Genomic DNA, 17,854 nt, shown 5'->3' on the forward strand with positions numbered 1-17,854 from the left:
GTTTTTCTGTATTGCGAATCTGACTTATACGATAAATTTACTCAATCGTGTTAAGCGATTTTCGTTAACCAGTTATGAGTATCGGGTGCTTTACCCCATTGGATATCATTGAGTGCTTGGCGCAGTTTTTGAGCCATTGGCCCTTCTTCGCCTGAACCTACTTTGTAGTCAACACCATTGTGAATCAGTGTACCTACGGAAGTTAGTACCGCAGCGGTTCCAGAAAGCATAGCTTCAACGCCTGGTTTTGCTGCGCGTTCCAAAAGCTCTTCTACTGAGACTTCACGTTCTGATACTGTCATCCCTAAGTCTTTAGCAATGGTTAAGATACTTGAACGAGTTACACCATGAAGGAAGCTAGAGTCTAATGCCTTAGTGATGATTTCATTGCCATCGACAATTAGGAAGTTGGCCGCACCAGTTTCGGTAATATAGCCGTTTGGACAGAATAAGATCTGATCGGCCTGATACTCTTTCTTTGCTTCTAGAGTTGGAGCAAGGGCACTTGCGTAGTTACCACCACTCTTAATCATTCCCATATGCGGCGCACAACGTTGACCCGTTTCATCCAACAATAAACGCAATGCACAAGAGCCACCGGCAAAGTAATCCCCCACCGGAGACAACAAAATATATAAAAATGAAGTTAACGATGGCGCTGCTGCTTTACCTACCGCGGCTTCTGTTCCGATGTGAGTCGGACGAATATACATTGAACCTGGAGGTACAGGTACATCGGCCGCATACTGTGCAACGATGTCTTTAATCATGTTCGACACTTGTTCTTTGTCGATTTGAGGAAGAGACAATAATTCACTGCTTTGCGCGAAACGCTCGATATTTTGATCCATACGGAAAACATGGACGCTACCATCGTCATGACGAAATGCTTTCAAGCCTTCAAAACAAGTACTTGAATAGTGTAAGACGTGTGCGCCAGGATGAAGAGAAATACTATCTGATGAAACGATCTGAGTGTCAGACCATTGATTATTTTCGAATGTTGCTAATGCCATTTTCGGCATAAACACGCTACCAAAAGCCGCCATTATGATTTCCTACTAAATGAAATTACGAAATGAGTGTATGAGCAAGTTTGGCCAGGCGATGATGATTAGGTGTCCAAAACTTAGCTACAGAATACTAAAACAGTTTACGTCTATAAGAAAGTGGGATTATGCCATTGATGCGCATTCACAGTATATTTATTGAAATAATAAAGAAATTTGTTAAATAACATCAATTTTGGCGCTCTTAACCAAATGCTCTGTAGAAAAAGATTTTTTACTTATTCGAACAATGGTGCATAGAGCTTATCTTTGACGCTAGAGCATTTCTAACGCTATTTTCGCCAAGTTGTGCGCGTCAACATAGCCTGAGTGCTGCCGACCTTCCCACTCGATACCTAACTTTTCCTGTGCATCGCGATGACCGATACGTTTATCTTTTAATCGATGTTGAATGCGATATAAGGTCGCAAGATTGATGTATTCCTTAAATGGCATTGTCAGCCCTTTACTCTCACACTCTTGCTGCAATATAAGATCATCTCTACCCCACGCCGCGTAAATCTTATTAGCACCGCCAAAATTCTTGATCATACTTTTCAGCACTTGTTCTAGCGTTCTTCCTTGCTTTTCAATCGTACGTCGAGTGATACCGGTTAACTCTGTGCAAAATGGAGAGATTTCGTCGTGCTCAGGGTTAACGTAATATTGCGCGCGCTTCATTATTTCGCCTTTTTCGACATCAATTTCTGCCAAGCCAATCTCAATAATTTCGCCACTCGTGCCAACACCATCAGTGTTCCAACAACACATTTCCAGATCAAAACATACGATACGGTTGTGATTCACAGTTCCATTACCTTTTTCTATATTCTGCCGCGATGATACCGAACTGATAAAAAAAATCGATGCTTTATCTAGTTGTATATTTATCAGTGGACAAATAATGTACTAATAGAAGAGATTATTCGTAATAAGAAGTAAACGGAATCTTACATTCGAACGGATTGTGGTAATATCTGGCCAAATTTATCCTCATTAATTTCAGCTTGGAGCCTGTGTTTCCGAGCTTTATCAATAAAGCTGAGTGTTTGTTATGAACTTCGATTTAAATATTATTCCTGAAACCTTCGATATGCTTCACGCTGGATTGGCTGCAAGTAGCGTACTTTTTCTAATCATTGCCGCGACTCGTAAAGGTAAAGTGATTGAAAAGCCGATAGAGAAGATCGTTGAAGTTGAAAAAACCGTCGACAAAATTGTTGAAGTCGAAAAAGTCGTAGAAGTTGAAAAGATTGTCGAGAAAGTCGTTCAAGTTGAATCTAAAGTCCACAGTGCTTCGACCGATTCAGCCATGCAATTATTATCACTAATGCAAAAAGAAGCTCGATTGATCGATTTCTTAAATGAAGATGTGACCGCTTATTCAGATGAAGAAGTCGGTGCCGCAGCTCGTGTTATTCATAGCGGTGGTCAGAAATTACTTAAAGAATACATATCTCTTAGTCCTGTACGTGTAGAAGACGAAGAGTCTCGAGTTATGGTTGAAGAAGGATTTAATTCTCAAGCCATTCGCTTAACCGGTAATGTTACTGGAAGTGCTCCGTTCACTGGTACGCTTATTCACAAAGGTTGGAAAGTGAATAGCATTACACTGCCGCAAGTTTCTCAAGATTTTGATGCGTCTATCGTTGCGCCAGCAGAGGTTGAACTGTAATGGAACATTCTCCACGTTATAGTGTTGGTATCGATTTAGGGACAACACACTGCGTACTGTCGTACGTCGATCATCAAGAAGATTCGCAGCTAGTTCATGTTTTTTCCGTGCCGCAAATGACAGGACCAGGAACGGTTGAATCATTAAATCAGTTGGGGTCATTTGTATATCAACCCCACGAACATGAAATGGATGTCAGCTCACGAGCGCTTCCATGGACAACAGAGCCGTTAGCGTTAGTTGGGGCTGTTGCGCGAAATCTTGGAAGTAAAACGCCAATTCGTTTGGTTTCGAGTGCGAAATCATGGTTATGTCATGCTGGCATTAACCGTAAAGAAGCGATACTTCCTGCGGGTAGCCCTGAGGATGTCGAAAAGATTTCCCCGGTAGAAGCAACGGAATTATATCTCGCTCACCTTATTGAAGCGTGGGATTTTCAATTCACTGATGCTCCACTTTCTGAGCAAGATGTCACGGTGACAATACCAGCCTCTTTTGATCCAGGTGCACGAGAGCTTACCGCTGAAGCAGCACGCTCTGTTGGATTTGAACATCTTACCCTTTTAGAAGAACCGCAAGCTGCACTGTACAGTTGGATCGATAAAAATGGCGATCAGTGGCGTGATGAACTGAATGTCGGCGACATTGTTTTGGTTGTTGATATTGGCGGCGGAACAACCGACTTATCTTTAGTCGAAGTGACTGAAGAAGATGGTAACCTCGCGTTAAACCGAATCGCAGTAGGTGAACATATTTTGCTTGGCGGAGATAATATGGATCTCGCCCTCGCCTACCGTTTGAAAATGAAATTAGCTCAACAAGGTAAAGAGCTGCAAAATTGGCAAGTACAAGCGATGATGCACGCCTGCCGTGATGCTAAAGAAACCTTGCTTAGCGACAACGATATTAACGAAGTTTCAATTGTCGTACCGAGCCGCGGATCTAAATTACTCGGCGCAACACTAAAAACAGAATTAACCCGTGACGAAGTACAGCAAACCTTAGTTGACGGATTCTTCCCTATTGTGAACGTTTCCGAACAGCCAGCGCAAAGAGCACGCGGCGCATTAACTCAAATGGGATTACCGTACGCGCAAGATGCCGGTATTACGCGCCACATCGCGGCATTTCTGACTAAGCAAGCCAATGCAAATCAAGACGCGGAACAAGTCTCACCATTTGATATGTCATTTGCTGGAATTCCTGGAGAAAAGCCTGGAGAAATGCCTGGTGCCGCGCCCACAGCAGAATTCATTAAACCCACGGCGATTCTATTCAATGGTGGGGTTCTAAAATCATCACTTCTCGCGAATCGTTTGCTGTCGACATTGAATCAATGGTTAACCGATGCACAAGCCCCTAATGCGAAAGCACTACAAGGGATTGATTTGGATCTGGCGGTAGCACAAGGCGCAGCCTACTACAGTACGATTCGCAAAGGTGATGGCGTCAGAATTCGCGGTGGTATCGCTTCGTCGTATTACGTTGGAATTGAAAGTTCTATGCCTGCGATTCCGGGCATGGCACCACCATTAGAAGCTTTGTGTGTAGCACCGTTTGGTATGGAAGAAGGCGCAAGTGTTACGTTAGATACTCAAGAATTCGGCTTGATCATTGGCCAACCCGTTGAGTTTCAATTCTTTGGTTCAACGGTACGCCGTGATGATATTGCAGGAACCCATTTAGAATCGTGGAGTAATGATGAATTGGTAGAATTACCAGAAATACTAATGACTCTTCCTGTCTCTGAAGGTCGCTCTCAAGGCCAAGTGGTTCCCGTTACGTTGGCCGCTGATGTAACTGAAGTCGGTACACTGCGTTTATCTGCGATTGCCAGTGATAGTGGACAAAGTTGGCAAGTTGAATTTGACGTCCGTGAAGAGACAACGTCAGAATCTGAGTAATTAATTTACGGCATCTTAGGGTGCCGTTTTTTTCAAGAGAGTGATTATGGCATCTCCGAGATACCTTGTCGGCATCGACCTTGGCACGACGAATTCTGTTGTCGCCTATTGTGAAAATACCAAAGAGTTAAAAAACAGCCCGGTAGAAATTTTCCAGATTGATCAGCTCGTTGGACCTGGAGAAGTCGTACGTAGGCCTCTATTACCTTCATTTCGCTATCATCCTGCCAAAGGCCAAATACTTGAATCAGATCTTCAACTTCCGTGGGAAGCCAGTGTAGTCGAAGGAGATTTTCCACTAGCCATTATTGGCGAATGGGCACGAAACTTAGGCGCTCAAGTTGAAGGACGACAAGTATCGAGTGCAAAAAGTTGGTTGTCACACCAAGCGGTCGACCGTAAGGAAGCAATTTTACCTTGGGCTGCCAACGAAGATACCGAAAAAGTCTCGCCACTTATTGCTAGCGCCAGTTATTTAAACCACATCCGCTTAGCGTGGAACTTTCATCATCCTAGCTTCCCGTTAGAACAGCAAGAAGTCGTTGTCACGGTTCCGGCATCGTTTGATGAAAGTGCTCGAAAACTGACGCTCGAAGCGGCGGAACTTGCTGGTTTAAGCCAAATATTATTACTCGAAGAGCCCCAAGCGGTGTTTTACGATTGGTATGCACGCTATCAAGATGTCGCAGAAGAGAAACTCAAAGACGTTCCACTGGTCTTGGTGTGCGATGTTGGCGGCGGAACCACAGACTTAAGCCTAATTTCCGCACAACATGACGAAAACGGGTTAAGTCTCAACCGTATCGGTGTCGGCGAACATTTAATGCTCGGTGGAGACAACATCGACCTTGCTCTCGCTCATATAACCGAGCAACGCTTAAACGGTGCTCAGAAATTATCGGCTGCACGGCTTAGTAAACTTATTCAACAAACCCGTCATGCGAAAGAAAGCTTGTTAATTGAAGATGCAGCAGAGAGCGCTAAAATTACGTTACTCGGCAGTGGCTCAAAGCTGCTCGGTGGTACCAAGTCGGTCGCATTGTCGAAGGAAGAAGTGCAAAACATCGCGATTGATGGATTCTTCCCTGTGACCTCATTTGACGAACATCCCTCTCAACGGCAACGTGCAGTTGTCGAATTTGGGCTGCCGTACGTATCGGATCCTGCGGTATCAAAACACGTAGCTCAATTTTTACATCAGCACCAAGAGATCGCCCGCCAAGCCAGTGGCGACAATAATGAAACTCAAGTGCCAGTCGGTTTACTACTCAATGGTGGTGTCTTCAACAGTCCACTGATTGAGACTCGCATGGCTGAGGTTTTGGAAGGTTGGAAAGGTGATCCTGTCACCTTACTCGACAACCCTCACCCGGATTTGTCTGTTGCACTTGGGGCGGTTTCTTATGCAAAAGCGAGACGTGGCGCTCAACTTAAAATTGGTGGCGGTGTCGCCCGTTCGTATTTTCTTCAACTGACCGAAAACGGCAAAGACAAAGCGATTTGTTTGTTAGCGAAAGGAACCGAAGAGAGCCAAGAGATTCGTCTGACCAGCCGCCGTTTTGCATTAACCTTAGGTGAACCTGTTCGTTTTAATTTATTGACCACAACTCACGATACCGTTCACCCAAATACGCCAATCCAGAATGGCTTACTGACCCAATTTAATACTGAGCAGTTTCACCCACTTCCACCGTATATAAGCTCTTTAGCTGGCGATACAGATTCTGAACTTGCTGCGAACCAAAAACAACGTCAAGAAGTCTACCTAGCGAGTCAACTAACACCTGTCGGCACACTGCAGGTTGAATGTGTCAATACTGAAGACAGCGACCAACGTTGGTTGCTCGAATTTGAAGTGCGTAATCAATCAACTCAAAGTAATTCTTCGCCACAGAAAACCAATCCAAAGTTAATTCAAGCCACTGAGGTTATTGCTCAGCTTTACAGTGCCAATCGAGCAAATAAAGACGACAAAGCTATCAAGCGAATTAATAAGGATTTGGAGTCGTTATTAGGTGCACGCGAAGAGTGGGACTTTGAAACGCTCAGAACGCTGTTTGATGCCATTGTAAAAGGAAAAAAAAGACGTCGTCGTTCGGATTTACATGAAAAACATTGGTTGCGCTTAACTGGTTTTTCACTTCGTCCAGGCTTTGGTGATGCCGTCGATGAATGGCGAATTAAACAACTTTGGGAAGTTTTCTCTCAGGGTATTCAGTGCAAAGATCAGCAAACATGGAGTGATTGGTGGACTTGTTGGCGTCGAGTCAGTGGTGGTTTAGATCAAGATCAACAAGAACAATTGTTGGCCGCGATTGCCAAGTACCTTCACCCAGGCGCACATCGTAACAAGTCCAATAATGAAGCCTACCAAAAAGGTTACGACGCGATGGTTCGCCTCGCCGCGTCACTTGAGCACCTTGAGGTAGAAGACAAAACGTTATTGGCGAATTGGTTTATCGCTCGGGCTCAAAATAGTACCGACTATCGCCAGAGCCATTGGTGGGCGGTCGGTCGATTAGCATCACGTTCATTATTTTATGGCAGTGCTCATAAGGTTATTCCTCGTGCTCAAGCCGAACAGTGGTTAGAAAAGCTACTACCTCTCGATTGGAAACAAGATCAAATGCTGGTTTTTGCCGTCGTGATGATGTGTCGTAAAACAGGTGATCGATTACTCGATATTTCAGACTCGATGCGTGAACGCGTATTGGAAAAACTGAATGGTGTGAAATGTCCTGCCAGTTGGAAAGTTTTGATGACAGAAGTCTCCTCATTAGATCAAGGCGAAGCAAAACGTTTACTCGGTGATAGCCTTCCTAATGGTCTTAGATTGGTAAAAGAATAAAACAACGAGTTTGTTTTCGCTACTTAGCTTTGTTAAACGAAAATAATAAAGAGAATAGATGTCAGACATCTATTCTCTGAACCGACCTAAAAACAGATAACGAAATAGCTGCTTTACTCGCTGTCACCGACTAGATATGCCCCTTCAGGTCTTACATATTCTGCGTAGTCGGCTTTCGGGCTCTGTGTCATTCTATCGTTGATTTCTATCATGATGTCCATCTCATCAGATGTCATATAACCATCCGTTTGAGTCGTTGACCACGTCATTGCAGCACCATCATCGGTAATAGTACGAACAAATCGATAGGCTTGCTCAACCTCAAAAACAAGGTCAGCATTTGAGCCACTCCATGAGTTTCTTATAGGGAACCAGCCATGTTTGAGCGTATTATTGCTTCCGTCGTAGCTTTCCCACGGTGTTTCGGCCATATCTGGGATCGTATATTCTTCATAACCCCATGAGTTAGGTGGTGCCCCTCTACCTAACGGAGTGACATGCCCTGCGGTGAAATCGCCATATTCATTTAATGGTACATGTTTAACGATTTTATAGTCGGAATCATCTTCATCATCTGTACCATCACTATCAACATACAAAAAGTTACCGTCTTCGTCGGTAAAATAGGCTTTTGATTTGTTAACAGCAATCGCTAGCGTTGGATCAACACTGCGTAACATTTCGATAAATTCAGACAGTTCACCAGGCAAATTACTCGCATTATCTAACCAATACCCATCGACTAATCCATCGAATCGTTCAGCATAACCCAACACTAAGTTGCGCCAAGCCGCACCTTCGTCGCCATCCCACTCGTCGTTAAAGTAATCTTCCCATGCTTCTTGAATTTCTGGGTCTCCACGCTCCTCTGCCATTGAAGGGCCAGCCGCATTTAAATAAAGAATGACCTTTTTTCCTGCATCGCGGTAGATATCAATGACATCAAGAATTATTTGCTCGTGTTCTATCGCTGGCACCATTTCTGGGTGGATGGCAGCGACATCGATATTATTATTCGTTCGCAATGTAAATAGATATGCATGAGCGGGGTGTGTAAACGATGTAATCACATGTCCTGCTGCCGGAATGTTAGCGACAATCTCCTCGGCTCCAGCTTGCCAGTCGGATGACCCCGCAGAAGCATCAAGTTTATATCCGCCATCGACTCGTTGGGTGATCCCCCAAGAACCTTCCAACCAGCTCGCAAGATAATCACTATCTGAAACTAACACCTCTTCAGTAGTGTCGTCAGTAAGCTCTTCTGTAATTTCGTCAGTAGATGAATCAGTGGTCTCATCTGTAGTTTCGTCGGTAGACTGAGATATGCCAGTAGATGCGCCGCTATCGGCTTGACACCCAAATAAACTAACGGAAATTACAAATGCTAATAGGCCAAACTTCATGTTCTTTTTCATTGTCACCCAAAATCAATCTGATCAAATAAATAGTAATACCGACACCTGTGATGTGTTTACTATATTAAATTCAATTATGTATTTTGAGCGACTCTAGCATGATAGTTATCGCGTAAATATTAGGAGTTAATGATTTTAAAATTTAATAAAGCTTGCTCTCAATACCGAGAACCAACGTTGTATTAAAAGCAATAAATTCGTAAATTAAAATAAGTAGAAGTATTGTAATGACTTATTTTCGTATTATTTAAATGGTGCTAAATCTATCCCTTCAATGTCACAAACCGCTTGAATCGTTGGGTTTAAACTCAGTTTATTCAGATACTCCGCTAGGTATTTGAAACTGAGCGGTGATTTCTCTATTGATAACACCCACCCTACAAGCATAAACAAGAAATAATCACATGCTGTTAAAGTATCGCCAAGAAAGTAGTCGTTGTGTTCAAGTTGATCATTAATAATTGATAGTGCGTCAGCAATTCTATCCTCTTGCGCAGCAACAACATTTGGAATTGTGGTTTCATCATTAGTATGACGGTGAGCATAATGTCGAACCATGGTTTCTGCTTGTAACGTATTATTCAAAAAGGCAAGCCATTGAAAAAATAAAGGCCGTTTAGGATCACCAATAGATGGCATTAACTCTGACTCAGGGTAAAATTCGCAGATATGGATGCAAATAGCGGGACTTTCGAAAATAGCCTGGTCATTTACAACTAACGTGGGAATTCGCCCCGTTGGGTTTAGCTTGAGGTAATCCGCTGATTTATGAAAGTCCGACTTTTTATCAACTAATAATAACTCATAGTCAGCCTTTAAGTGATGCAGTATAAAATGAGGCGCTAGACTCGCATTATTGGGATAATAGTAAAGCTTGAACAAATTTGACTCCTTGTCATATGCATTTTGGATATTCTGACTCATAACCGTATTCTTTTGAATATCGACCATAAGAACCAGAGGTTGATTTCAAACCTCAGTTATCACATCTGTAATGTTAACGTGAACGACTGACCATTTATCAACGTAAATGTCCATTGGTTTGGTCCAGCGGGCGTAAGTGACGTCTCTAAACGACTTGGTAACGACACTCTACTGCGTTCCTGTAATTGACCATTTTCCCATTCCAACAGAACAAGAGCTTGGTGTGCTTGATCGGGTACTATCAGTAAATCTTTTTCTGTTTGGCTTTGACCTTCTTTTTCAACTGAGTGAGCAACAGCCCCCAAACCAAGTTCGGTGCTGCCTATACGATGGTTGCTCACACCAAGATATTCAGTAAGCAAGGTTAGATCTGATTTCGTGTAGCGATAGACATGTAACTTGCCGCCAATGTGTGGTGTTACAACAAGGGCAATATCAGTGACACTGTCACCATCAAAGTCTCCCACTCCAATTGGGTTTAGCCAACGAAACGAACGCCCGATAAAGGGAGTTGATGTTACTCTGACGATAGCATTAGATTCTACCTGAAATAGAGATAAAGACGCGCCGAGTTCAGTGTCGCTTTCAATCGTAATAATTTCATCAATACCATCGCCATCAAGATCGATTACTCTTGGTTCTAAATCTTCAAATACTCGTGTGTTGGGTAACGAAAACTCTAGAGTCTTACCTTCACGCGTTTCAATATTAAGGGTTGCCGCTTCACTTTCATCGCCCAAAATCCCATGTGGATAACGCTCGGTCGCATTGGTGTACCATGCCGTTGACACATCATTGTCACCATAAGCAATTCGACTTAAAGGGATTTGCCCCGGTCTTTTTTCAATGTTGTCAGTATTTGGCTTCAATTCAACAGGTGTAATCGTTAACTCATTTGCTTTTACATTTGGTAATAACACCAAAGATAATGTTACAAACAGCAATACACGAAGTCGTGTTACGAATGGAAAATGGAGTTGGCATAGTCGCAAAATATCGCCTCCGTGTTAAAGCATCATGAGTAGAGAAGTAAAACAAAAAAGGTGTGTTATTTTAGAAAATAACACACCTATCGTTATATCTCAGATGTTTTTAAAAAAGTTGATGTAACTGAAAGCCAGCCTTTCATTTTCTAATGATAGCATTAGGTTACATTGTCACTCATATATCTACAGTGCCCACGCTACGTTAAGACGGAAGTCTCGGCCTGGTTCTGATGGGCCATAAATGTACTCGTAGCCAGGGTAATAACCGTACGTTGCTTGGTCACGGTACTGTTTATCGAATACGTTTTTAACTGTGAATGTTACCGTAAGAGAATCGTCTGCTAGTGGTAACCATTGACCATAGATATCGTTAACACCATAGCCCGCTTTCTCATATTCCCCTTCAGCCACATCAGTAAGTCGCGTCACAAAGTTACCTGTCCAACCAAATTCTACACTGTCTGAAGCTTGATAACTTACCTTGGCTACAATATTGTCACCAGTAGAAGTTCCTAACGTATACGTGCTATCAGATAAAGGTGAACCATTTAACTCAGCTTTATTGTGGTTGTAACTTAAACTTGTGTTAAACGCTTGCCAGTTATAGCGTGCCGCAAGGCTGAAACCATCGGTCGTTAGTTCGCCAACATTACCTAGCTCAGTACTCGAACCGCCCGCTAAATCCATGGTGCTTACTACGTCATCTATGGTGGCGCGATATACGGTTGCAGAAAGTGCAACGTCATTTAAGTGATAATCGACCGCGAACTCTATGTTACGAGCTGTTTCTTCTTTTCTGTCTTCAGCATTTTGGTAGTAATCCAGTACATACGTTTCTTTGGTTTGAATACCACGCATCACTTGTGAATAACCCAACGTTAGATTTAAAGCCTCAGATGGCGTAAACACGACACTTGCATTTGGACTAAAGCCTTTGTGCTCGAACTCTTGATCAGCAGTATCTGTTAACTTATATATATCGTAACGTGTACCTAAGTTTAGTTGCCATTCTTGTGCAAGTTGTATGTTGCTCTGAATGTACAAACCTAAGACGTCACCTTTATCTTCATTCGTATCATAAGTCGGGTCAGAATTATTGTTTAGGCTCGCAACGTCATTGCGGTAGTCGATACCATAAGTGAAGACCTTGTTTTCGATAATACTGGTATTACGAATATCCAACCCAAAGGATTCAACACCACCTTGGTAGTCGCCGAAAGAACCTTCTTGCATGAAGTTATTGTCGGTGTAGTAAGCACTGGTTTCTAGGTCTACCAACTGGTTAGAGGAAGGGTTAATCGCGTATTTAACGGTCGTTGTTTGGCGTAAGGCTTCCTGAGGAATGACTTCATTAATAATACTTGGGGCCCAGTTGCCGCGTTGTAGTCTATCACCGTCATCAACACGACGATCATGGCTTACACTGACTCGTTGATTGTCGTCGAACTCACCAACCAATTTAACAAAGCCTGATTGTTGATCGTATTCGCTGTTAGTATCGTCATTACCTTCGCCATCTTTGTAATCATCAGCAGCCGTTTGAATCACGGTAGCAAGCGCGCTCCAATTGTCGTTAACCTGACCATACAGGCTAACACTGGCTTTATACCCATTGCTATTCGAATAATAGCCACCTTTAACTAGAGCGCCGAATGTTTCATCGCCACGAAGCATATCCTGAGGATCTTTAGTCACAAACTTAATGGCACCACCGAGCGCACCAGGACCACTTAATGCATTACCAGCACCAGCTTGAACGTTTGCTTCTTTTAGCAATTCTGGCTCAACTGAGATTCGACCTTGGTGGTGAAAAAGATAGCCCGATTGCGTTGCCCCATCGATCGACACATTTAGCATTGTGTCTTCTAGACCACGCACATAAATTTTTTCCGCTACACCTGTGCCACCAACAGCAACTTCTGGTTCATTATCAAACACGTCGCTAAGATCGTTAGCTTGCATTTTTGCCAATGCATCTTGGTTGATGGAGATATCAAGTGCAGACTGTTGCTGACCTGTTACAGTCAATGTTTCTACGTCAGCTTCTTGCTCCTGTGCAGTCAAAATAGGGCTAAATAGTGCCGATGCGACTGCGATTGAAATGATGCTAGGTTTGCACCAATTGTTAATTTCCATATCTTTTTTAACTCTCTATAATAATGATAACTATTCTCATTACCTATTTTCGCTGATCTGAGCGTGAAATAAAGGATTGTTACATCTTTTACAAATGAGACGTATTATCATTATTTGAGATAGGAATAAGGAAGTGATATGTTCATTTCTAATCCCGGACAACTATTTCTAGCCTTTAAACGGCCGGACATCGCTTCAACCTGTCGACGTGCTAATGCCAACCCTAAGCCAAACCCGTCCGAACGTTTATCACGTGATTTATCCACACGGAAAAATGGCTGAAAAATACTTTCTAACAACTCTTCAGGCACGCCCTTCCCTAGATCATTAATTTTAATGACTAAGTTCGAACTGTTATCTTCAACCGCTATTGTGATTGGTTTTTCAATTGGTGAGTATTTCAGAGCATTTCTAATCAGGTTTTCTAATGCTTGACCTAGTGCTCGTTGATTACAATTAATCTTCTGATCATTTTTTGGAAATTGAGTGATAAATTGTGCATTTGGAAATTCAAACTTTGCATCTTCAAGAATGATTTCAATTAACTCAATTAAGTTAAACTCCTCGCCTTGTAAACTCGGTTTTTCATTTTCAAGCCATGCTAAGGTTAAGGTGTCTTCAACTAATGTTCGCAGCTCTCTTGCTTCTTTTTCAAGTCTCGGGATAAGTTCGGTTTGAGCGATACCTTGCTTTGCACCTCCGATCGCTAGCTCCATCCGAGTAATAGGCGTCCTGAGCTCATGAGAGAGGTCTGCTATCAACTGGCGCTGTTTAATAATGAGATCACTGGTGTTGTTTGCCATCTGGTCAAACACATCAGCTAACTCAGTAAGTTCATCATTTCGATGACCTAAACTGGGTCGAACTCGAGCCTTCAAATCCCCTTCACTGAATTTTTTTGTCGCGACTTTTAGTCGCTGTAACGGTGACATTAGATAGCGATAGATAAGGAGCGTTAAAAGCAATAACGGTAATAATGGAACTGCTAATTTGAGTAACAGATCGGTGTGCTTCCAATACGCTCCAGGGCGCATTCTTTCAGGCAGGCGAATTAAAAAATGGGTGTTTTTATCAACAAACGGAAGATCCATCACTGGGTTCAAATCAAAGTAAAGGTGTACCTTCCAAGTGACTCCCCGACCTAACACAAATGAGCTCATGTATTTTGGATCCATCTCTGTCCCCAAAATGGGATCAAGACTCGACTGCACTATCGCTATCCATGTCGACTCTTTTTCTTGAAGGTCAATTAACCATTGTTCTAACTTACGTGTGTCACCACTTAAGTACAACTTCTCTGCCTCTAAGCCGTAATTGAGTAGCTCTTGTTGGTGCTCTTGTTTAATGAAACTCATGTTTAATTCGGTTTCATCAATCAAATAGTTCATTAGTGAAATCAGAGCAATGGTCACTAGAATAATCGAGCTTGATAGTAACCAGAAAAATGTTGTTTTCATGAAAAGCAGTAACCTTTGCCGTGAACCGTTTTCAAACGATCAGAAAACATACCACTCGCGACAAGTTTGCGACGGATTCGGCTTAAATGCATATCTAAGCTGCGATCGTAAGCACTAAACTCTCGTTCGAGTACCGCCTGATATAAATAAGGTTTACTTAGTACCTCGCCTTGGTTTTCTAATAATGTCCAAAGTAAATTAAATTCAATCGTAGTAAACGTTAGTTCGTATCCATCATAAATAACACTTAAGTTACTTCGATCTAGCGTGAACAGGTCGATTTGAAGCTGGGAAGCCTTGATTAGTTTATTTTGGCTTTGCATTGTTCTTCTCAACAATGCATTTATACGGAGCATAAGTTCAACAATATTAAATGGCTTGGGTAAATAATCGTCGGCTCCTTTACTAAACCCTTGAATACGCTCTTCTTCCGCTCCACACGCTGTTATCATCATCACTGGAGTAGAACGACTATTACGTAAGCGTTTCAATACAGAAAAGCCATCTAATTTTGGCAACAATACATCGAGCAAAATAAGGTCGAACTTGGTACTCAATGCCAACTCTAGTCCTGATTCACCATCAAAACACTGCTCAACCGAAAATCCCTTTTCAGTAAGAATTTCTGAGATTTGTTTATTTAAAGATAGATCATCTTCCACAATCAAAATACTGGGAATAATTTGCGGCATCGTAGACTCCAAATTGCTAACGATAATCATTATTATTATCGTTAGCAGAGTTTACGAGGTTTAAAGTAGAATAACAAATGGAATGGACGTACTTAGTTGGCCAACTATTGAATCAATAATATGTACACATGCGTTTGCCTTCGACATTAACGATATTAAAGGGCGTTTCGTAGATTCCTTCTAACACATTACTTTGAATAACGTCATCCACACTTCCATTTGCGACGACCTTACCACGCTTCATTGCAATGATGGTATCTGAATAGCAAGCGGCAAAATTAATGTCATGGATGACAACAACCATCGCTTTGTTCTTCTCATGTGCAAGTTTCTGAACCGTTCGCATGATCTGCAGTGAGTGTTTAATATCGAGATTGTTCAACGGCTCATCGAGAAATATATAATCCGTATTTTGGGCAATCACCATTGCGATGTAAGCCAACTGGCGCTGACCACCACTCAATTGGTCTAGATACTTATTTTGAATTGAGGTTAAGTTGAGGTAGTGAATGGCGTCATCGATAATTCGATTGTCTTCTTCAGTTAAGTTGCCTTGAGAATAGGGAAAGCGACCAAAGGACACCATTTCATTGACAGTAAAACGCATATTGACCGTATTCGATTGCCGTAAAACAGCGAGTTTCTTAGCGAGTTCTTTACTGTCCCATTCTGATATTTCTCGTGAATCCACATATACCAAACCACTGTCTTTTTTTAAAAGCCGGCTCGCCATGGACAATAATGTACTCTTACCTGCTCCATTTGGACCTATTATTGATGTCACTTTGCCACGTTCAAACTCGACACTTGCGTTATCAACAACGGTGTTATCTGAAAACATTTTAGAGAGTTTTTCTAATTTGATCATCGATGTTAAACCATTTTATTTCTAAGCAATATTGTTAGGAAATAAATCCCACCAATAAGATTGATCACGACACTTAAGGTGGTCGAAAAGTTAAATATGTTTTCGACCACCCATTGACCACTTAGTAATGAGGTGACAGCTAGCAATGCGCATCCGACGAGTAGTATCCGGTGTTGATACGTGTTAAAAATCTCGCGTGTTAAGTTAGTCACTAAAATACCAAAGAACAAAATCGGACCGACCAAAGCGGTTGAGATAGCAATCATGACAGATGATAAAGCGAGCACTTGAATTGTAACTTTCTTCACATCAACCCCTAAGCTAATTGCGTTATCTCTGTCTAGCCAAAAAACATCGAGTTGAGCATGTAGACGATATAGCCCCCAACTCGTTACGGCTAAGACTGGAGCACAAACGTACACAAGACCAACGTTAACGTTATTAAAACTTGCGAACATATTGGATTGAACAGAGGCGAAATTATTAGGGTCCATCAGCATGATAAAGAAGTCAGCTATGTTCGAGAATAACTGACCAAAAATGACACCTAAAAGTAGCAATGCAATCAAGTTTAGCCTTGAACCTCGGAAGTAAAATGAGAACAACATTAACGAAAATCCAATCATAATACTGACCGAGATCGCGAAGTTCATATAGTCATTCATAACCAAGGCACTCATTGCGCCAAATACCACGACAACGACAACTTGAATCAGCAAATAAAGCGCATCAAACCCCATAATACTTGGCGTTAATATACGGTTGTTGGTAATGGTTTGAAATGCGAGAGATGATTGTGCAATCGCTCCACCCGCTAAAATGATTGCGAGTACTTTTGGTATTCTCCTCGATAAAAAATATTCATAATTATCAGCAGTTAAACCAACACAAATAAATAACGAAACAAAGATGATACTCACGAAAAGCAAAATCTTTAAAACAGTACTAGTTTTCATCTCGTTGACCTCGCAAGATCAACGTAATAAAGATAAACCCACCGATAATGCTAATGATGATTGAAATCGGTACTTCGTAAGGGAAAATAATCAAACGACTGGCCATATCACAGAATAGAACCACGAGGGCACCAAGTAGCGCGGTTAGCGGAATATTACGCCTTAAGTTATCACCAAAATAATGACTAACTAAATTTGGAACGATCAGGCCGAGAAACGGAAGTTGCCCCACTATCATCACGACCGACGCTGACATTACAGAAACCAATAACACACCCAAAATCAGAACCTGTTGATAGTTCAGTCCTAAATTGACTGCAAAATCCTTCCCCATACCCACAGCGGAAATGCGTGTCGCATAAAGGTAGCCGCAGATACCGATTGGAATAGCGATATACAGTAATTCAAACTCTCCTTGGAGAATATCCGCAAAATTTGCGACGCCCCATCCCGATAGATTTTGGACAACATCATATTTATAGGCAATAAACGTGGCCAGTGACTGGACCACGTTACCAAATATGATGCCGATTAAGGGGACAAAAATGGCATTTTTAAATTGAATTCGCTGGATAAACTGAATAAAAATAAAAGTTCCGAGCATCGCCGTAGAGAATATTACGATGACGTTATCACCATTGCCAAATACGATTAAACTCAACACATAACCGAGCATAGCCGACTCTATTGTTCCCGATGTCGAAGGTGCAGCAAATCTATTTTGACTGATCTGCTGCATAATAAGACCAGCAATGCTAAGACCGCCCCCAGCAAGTAAAATTGCCAGTAGCCTAGGGATTCGGCTATATACAAGTAGCTCCCATGCATGTTCGTTTTGATTGATGAGCGAGAGAAAACTTAAATTTCCCACGCCAATAAATAGCGATAGGAAACTCAAGATCACAAGACCAATAACTAACAACTTCAAAAATACTTTCTCCGAC

Annotated in this window: 14 protein-coding genes; 3 read left to right on the forward strand and 11 right to left on the reverse strand. The window is 42.1% G+C overall.

Translation table 11 applies throughout. The features are described 5' to 3' along the window. Positions 1-50: 50 nt before the first annotated feature. Both ACXJY6_RS12220 and ACXJY6_RS12225 read right to left on the reverse strand, forming a co-directional pair. Positions 51-1,049: a branched-chain amino acid aminotransferase gene (locus ACXJY6_RS12220; protein WP_458768520.1), complete on the reverse strand. Its 999-nt coding sequence runs from the start codon at positions 1,047-1,049 to the stop codon at positions 51-53. A 276-nt stretch (positions 1,050-1,325) separates the two neighbouring features. Beyond that, complete coding sequence (locus tag ACXJY6_RS12225; RefSeq protein ID WP_458768521.1) at positions 1,326-1,856, reverse strand: 3'-5' exonuclease; 531 nt, start codon at positions 1,854-1,856, stop codon at positions 1,326-1,328. Between the two features lie 247 nt (positions 1,857-2,103). Here ACXJY6_RS12225 and ACXJY6_RS12230 point away from each other — a divergent pair, with 247 nt between their 5' ends. From ACXJY6_RS12230 to ACXJY6_RS12240, 3 genes are read left to right on the forward strand one after another with little or no spacing between them, the layout of a single operon-like run. Next, positions 2,104-2,724, forward strand: coding sequence for a DUF2760 domain-containing protein (locus ACXJY6_RS12230; RefSeq protein WP_458768522.1), 621 nt, complete (start codon positions 2,104-2,106; stop codon positions 2,722-2,724). Continuing rightward, positions 2,724-4,628 (forward strand): Hsp70 family protein, encoded by a 1,905-nt coding sequence (locus ACXJY6_RS12235; protein ID WP_458768523.1) that lies wholly within the window; start codon positions 2,724-2,726, stop codon positions 4,626-4,628. The genes ACXJY6_RS12230 and ACXJY6_RS12235 overlap by 1 nt, the downstream gene beginning before the upstream one ends. Positions 4,629-4,674: 46 nt before the next feature. Beyond that, complete coding sequence (locus tag ACXJY6_RS12240) at positions 4,675-7,476, forward strand: Hsp70 family protein (protein WP_458768524.1); 2,802 nt, start codon at positions 4,675-4,677, stop codon at positions 7,474-7,476. 113 nt (positions 7,477-7,589) lie between these two features. Here the strand turns inward: ACXJY6_RS12240 and ACXJY6_RS12245 are convergent, their stop codons facing one another. From ACXJY6_RS12245 to vctD, 9 genes are all read right to left on the reverse strand, one after another. Further along, positions 7,590-8,891: a hypothetical protein gene (locus tag ACXJY6_RS12245; RefSeq protein WP_458768525.1), complete on the reverse strand. Its 1,302-nt coding sequence runs from the start codon at positions 8,889-8,891 to the stop codon at positions 7,590-7,592. A gap of 243 nt (positions 8,892-9,134) precedes the next feature. Continuing rightward, on the reverse strand, positions 9,135-9,773 hold the full coding sequence (locus ACXJY6_RS12250; RefSeq protein ID WP_458768586.1) for a glutathione S-transferase family protein: 639 nt from the start codon (positions 9,771-9,773) through the stop codon (positions 9,135-9,137). A 101-nt stretch (positions 9,774-9,874) separates the two neighbouring features. Beyond that, positions 9,875-10,807 (reverse strand): FG-GAP repeat domain-containing protein, encoded by a 933-nt coding sequence (locus tag ACXJY6_RS12255; RefSeq protein ID WP_458768526.1) that lies wholly within the window; start codon positions 10,805-10,807, stop codon positions 9,875-9,877. A gap of 177 nt (positions 10,808-10,984) precedes the next feature. After that, on the reverse strand, positions 10,985-12,937 hold the full coding sequence (locus ACXJY6_RS12260) for a TonB-dependent receptor domain-containing protein (protein WP_458768527.1): 1,953 nt from the start codon (positions 12,935-12,937) through the stop codon (positions 10,985-10,987). A gap of 110 nt (positions 12,938-13,047) precedes the next feature. Continuing rightward, on the reverse strand, positions 13,048-14,394 hold the full coding sequence (locus tag ACXJY6_RS12265; RefSeq protein WP_458768528.1) for a histidine kinase sensor domain-containing protein: 1,347 nt from the start codon (positions 14,392-14,394) through the stop codon (positions 13,048-13,050). Further along, on the reverse strand, positions 14,391-15,086 hold the full coding sequence (locus ACXJY6_RS12270; RefSeq protein WP_458768529.1) for a response regulator transcription factor: 696 nt from the start codon (positions 15,084-15,086) through the stop codon (positions 14,391-14,393). Before ACXJY6_RS12270 ends, ACXJY6_RS12265 begins: the two co-directional genes overlap by 4 nt. A 112-nt stretch (positions 15,087-15,198) precedes the next feature. After that, positions 15,199-15,954, reverse strand: coding sequence for an iron chelate ABC transporter ATP-binding protein VctC (gene vctC / locus ACXJY6_RS12275; protein WP_456049851.1), 756 nt, complete (start codon positions 15,952-15,954; stop codon positions 15,199-15,201). A 5-nt stretch (positions 15,955-15,959) separates the two neighbouring features. Beyond that, the gene (locus tag ACXJY6_RS12280; RefSeq protein WP_458768530.1) at positions 15,960-16,910 is read right to left on the reverse strand and encodes an iron chelate uptake ABC transporter family permease subunit; all 951 of its coding nucleotides are present in this window, start codon (positions 16,908-16,910) and stop codon (positions 15,960-15,962) included. Continuing rightward, positions 16,900-17,838, reverse strand: coding sequence for an iron chelate uptake ABC transporter permease subunit VctD (gene vctD / locus ACXJY6_RS12285; protein WP_456049853.1), 939 nt, complete (start codon positions 17,836-17,838; stop codon positions 16,900-16,902). The genes ACXJY6_RS12280 and vctD overlap by 11 nt, the downstream gene beginning before the upstream one ends. Positions 17,839-17,854: the final 16 nt, after the last annotated feature.

It is taken from the genome of Vibrio phycocola (genome assembly GCF_054404255.1).

Bases quoted from the DNA above. Each gene is read 5' to 3' on its own strand.
- ACXJY6_RS12240 (WP_458768524.1), top strand. From the start codon at position 4,675: ATGGCATCTCCGAGATACCTTGTCGGCATCGACCTTGGCACGACGAAT.
- ACXJY6_RS12245 (WP_458768525.1), bottom strand. From the start codon at position 8,891: ATGAAAAAGAACATGAAGTTTGGCCTATTAGCATTTGTAATTTCCGTT.
- ACXJY6_RS12265 (WP_458768528.1), bottom strand. From the start codon at position 14,394: ATGAAAACAACATTTTTCTGGTTACTATCAAGCTCGATTATTCTAGTG.
- ACXJY6_RS12230 (WP_458768522.1), top strand. From the start codon at position 2,104: ATGAACTTCGATTTAAATATTATTCCTGAAACCTTCGATATGCTTCAC.
- ACXJY6_RS12270 (WP_458768529.1), bottom strand. From the start codon at position 15,086: ATGCCGCAAATTATTCCCAGTATTTTGATTGTGGAAGATGATCTATCT.
- ACXJY6_RS12235 (WP_458768523.1), top strand. From the start codon at position 2,724: ATGGAACATTCTCCACGTTATAGTGTTGGTATCGATTTAGGGACAACA.
- ACXJY6_RS12220 (WP_458768520.1), bottom strand. From the start codon at position 1,049: ATGGCGGCTTTTGGTAGCGTGTTTATGCCGAAAATGGCATTAGCAACA.
- ACXJY6_RS12260 (WP_458768527.1), bottom strand. From the start codon at position 12,937: ATGGAAATTAACAATTGGTGCAAACCTAGCATCATTTCAATCGCAGTC.
- vctC (WP_456049851.1), bottom strand. From the start codon at position 15,954: ATGATCAAATTAGAAAAACTCTCTAAAATGTTTTCAGATAACACCGTT.
- ACXJY6_RS12280 (WP_458768530.1), bottom strand. From the start codon at position 16,910: ATGAAAACTAGTACTGTTTTAAAGATTTTGCTTTTCGTGAGTATCATC.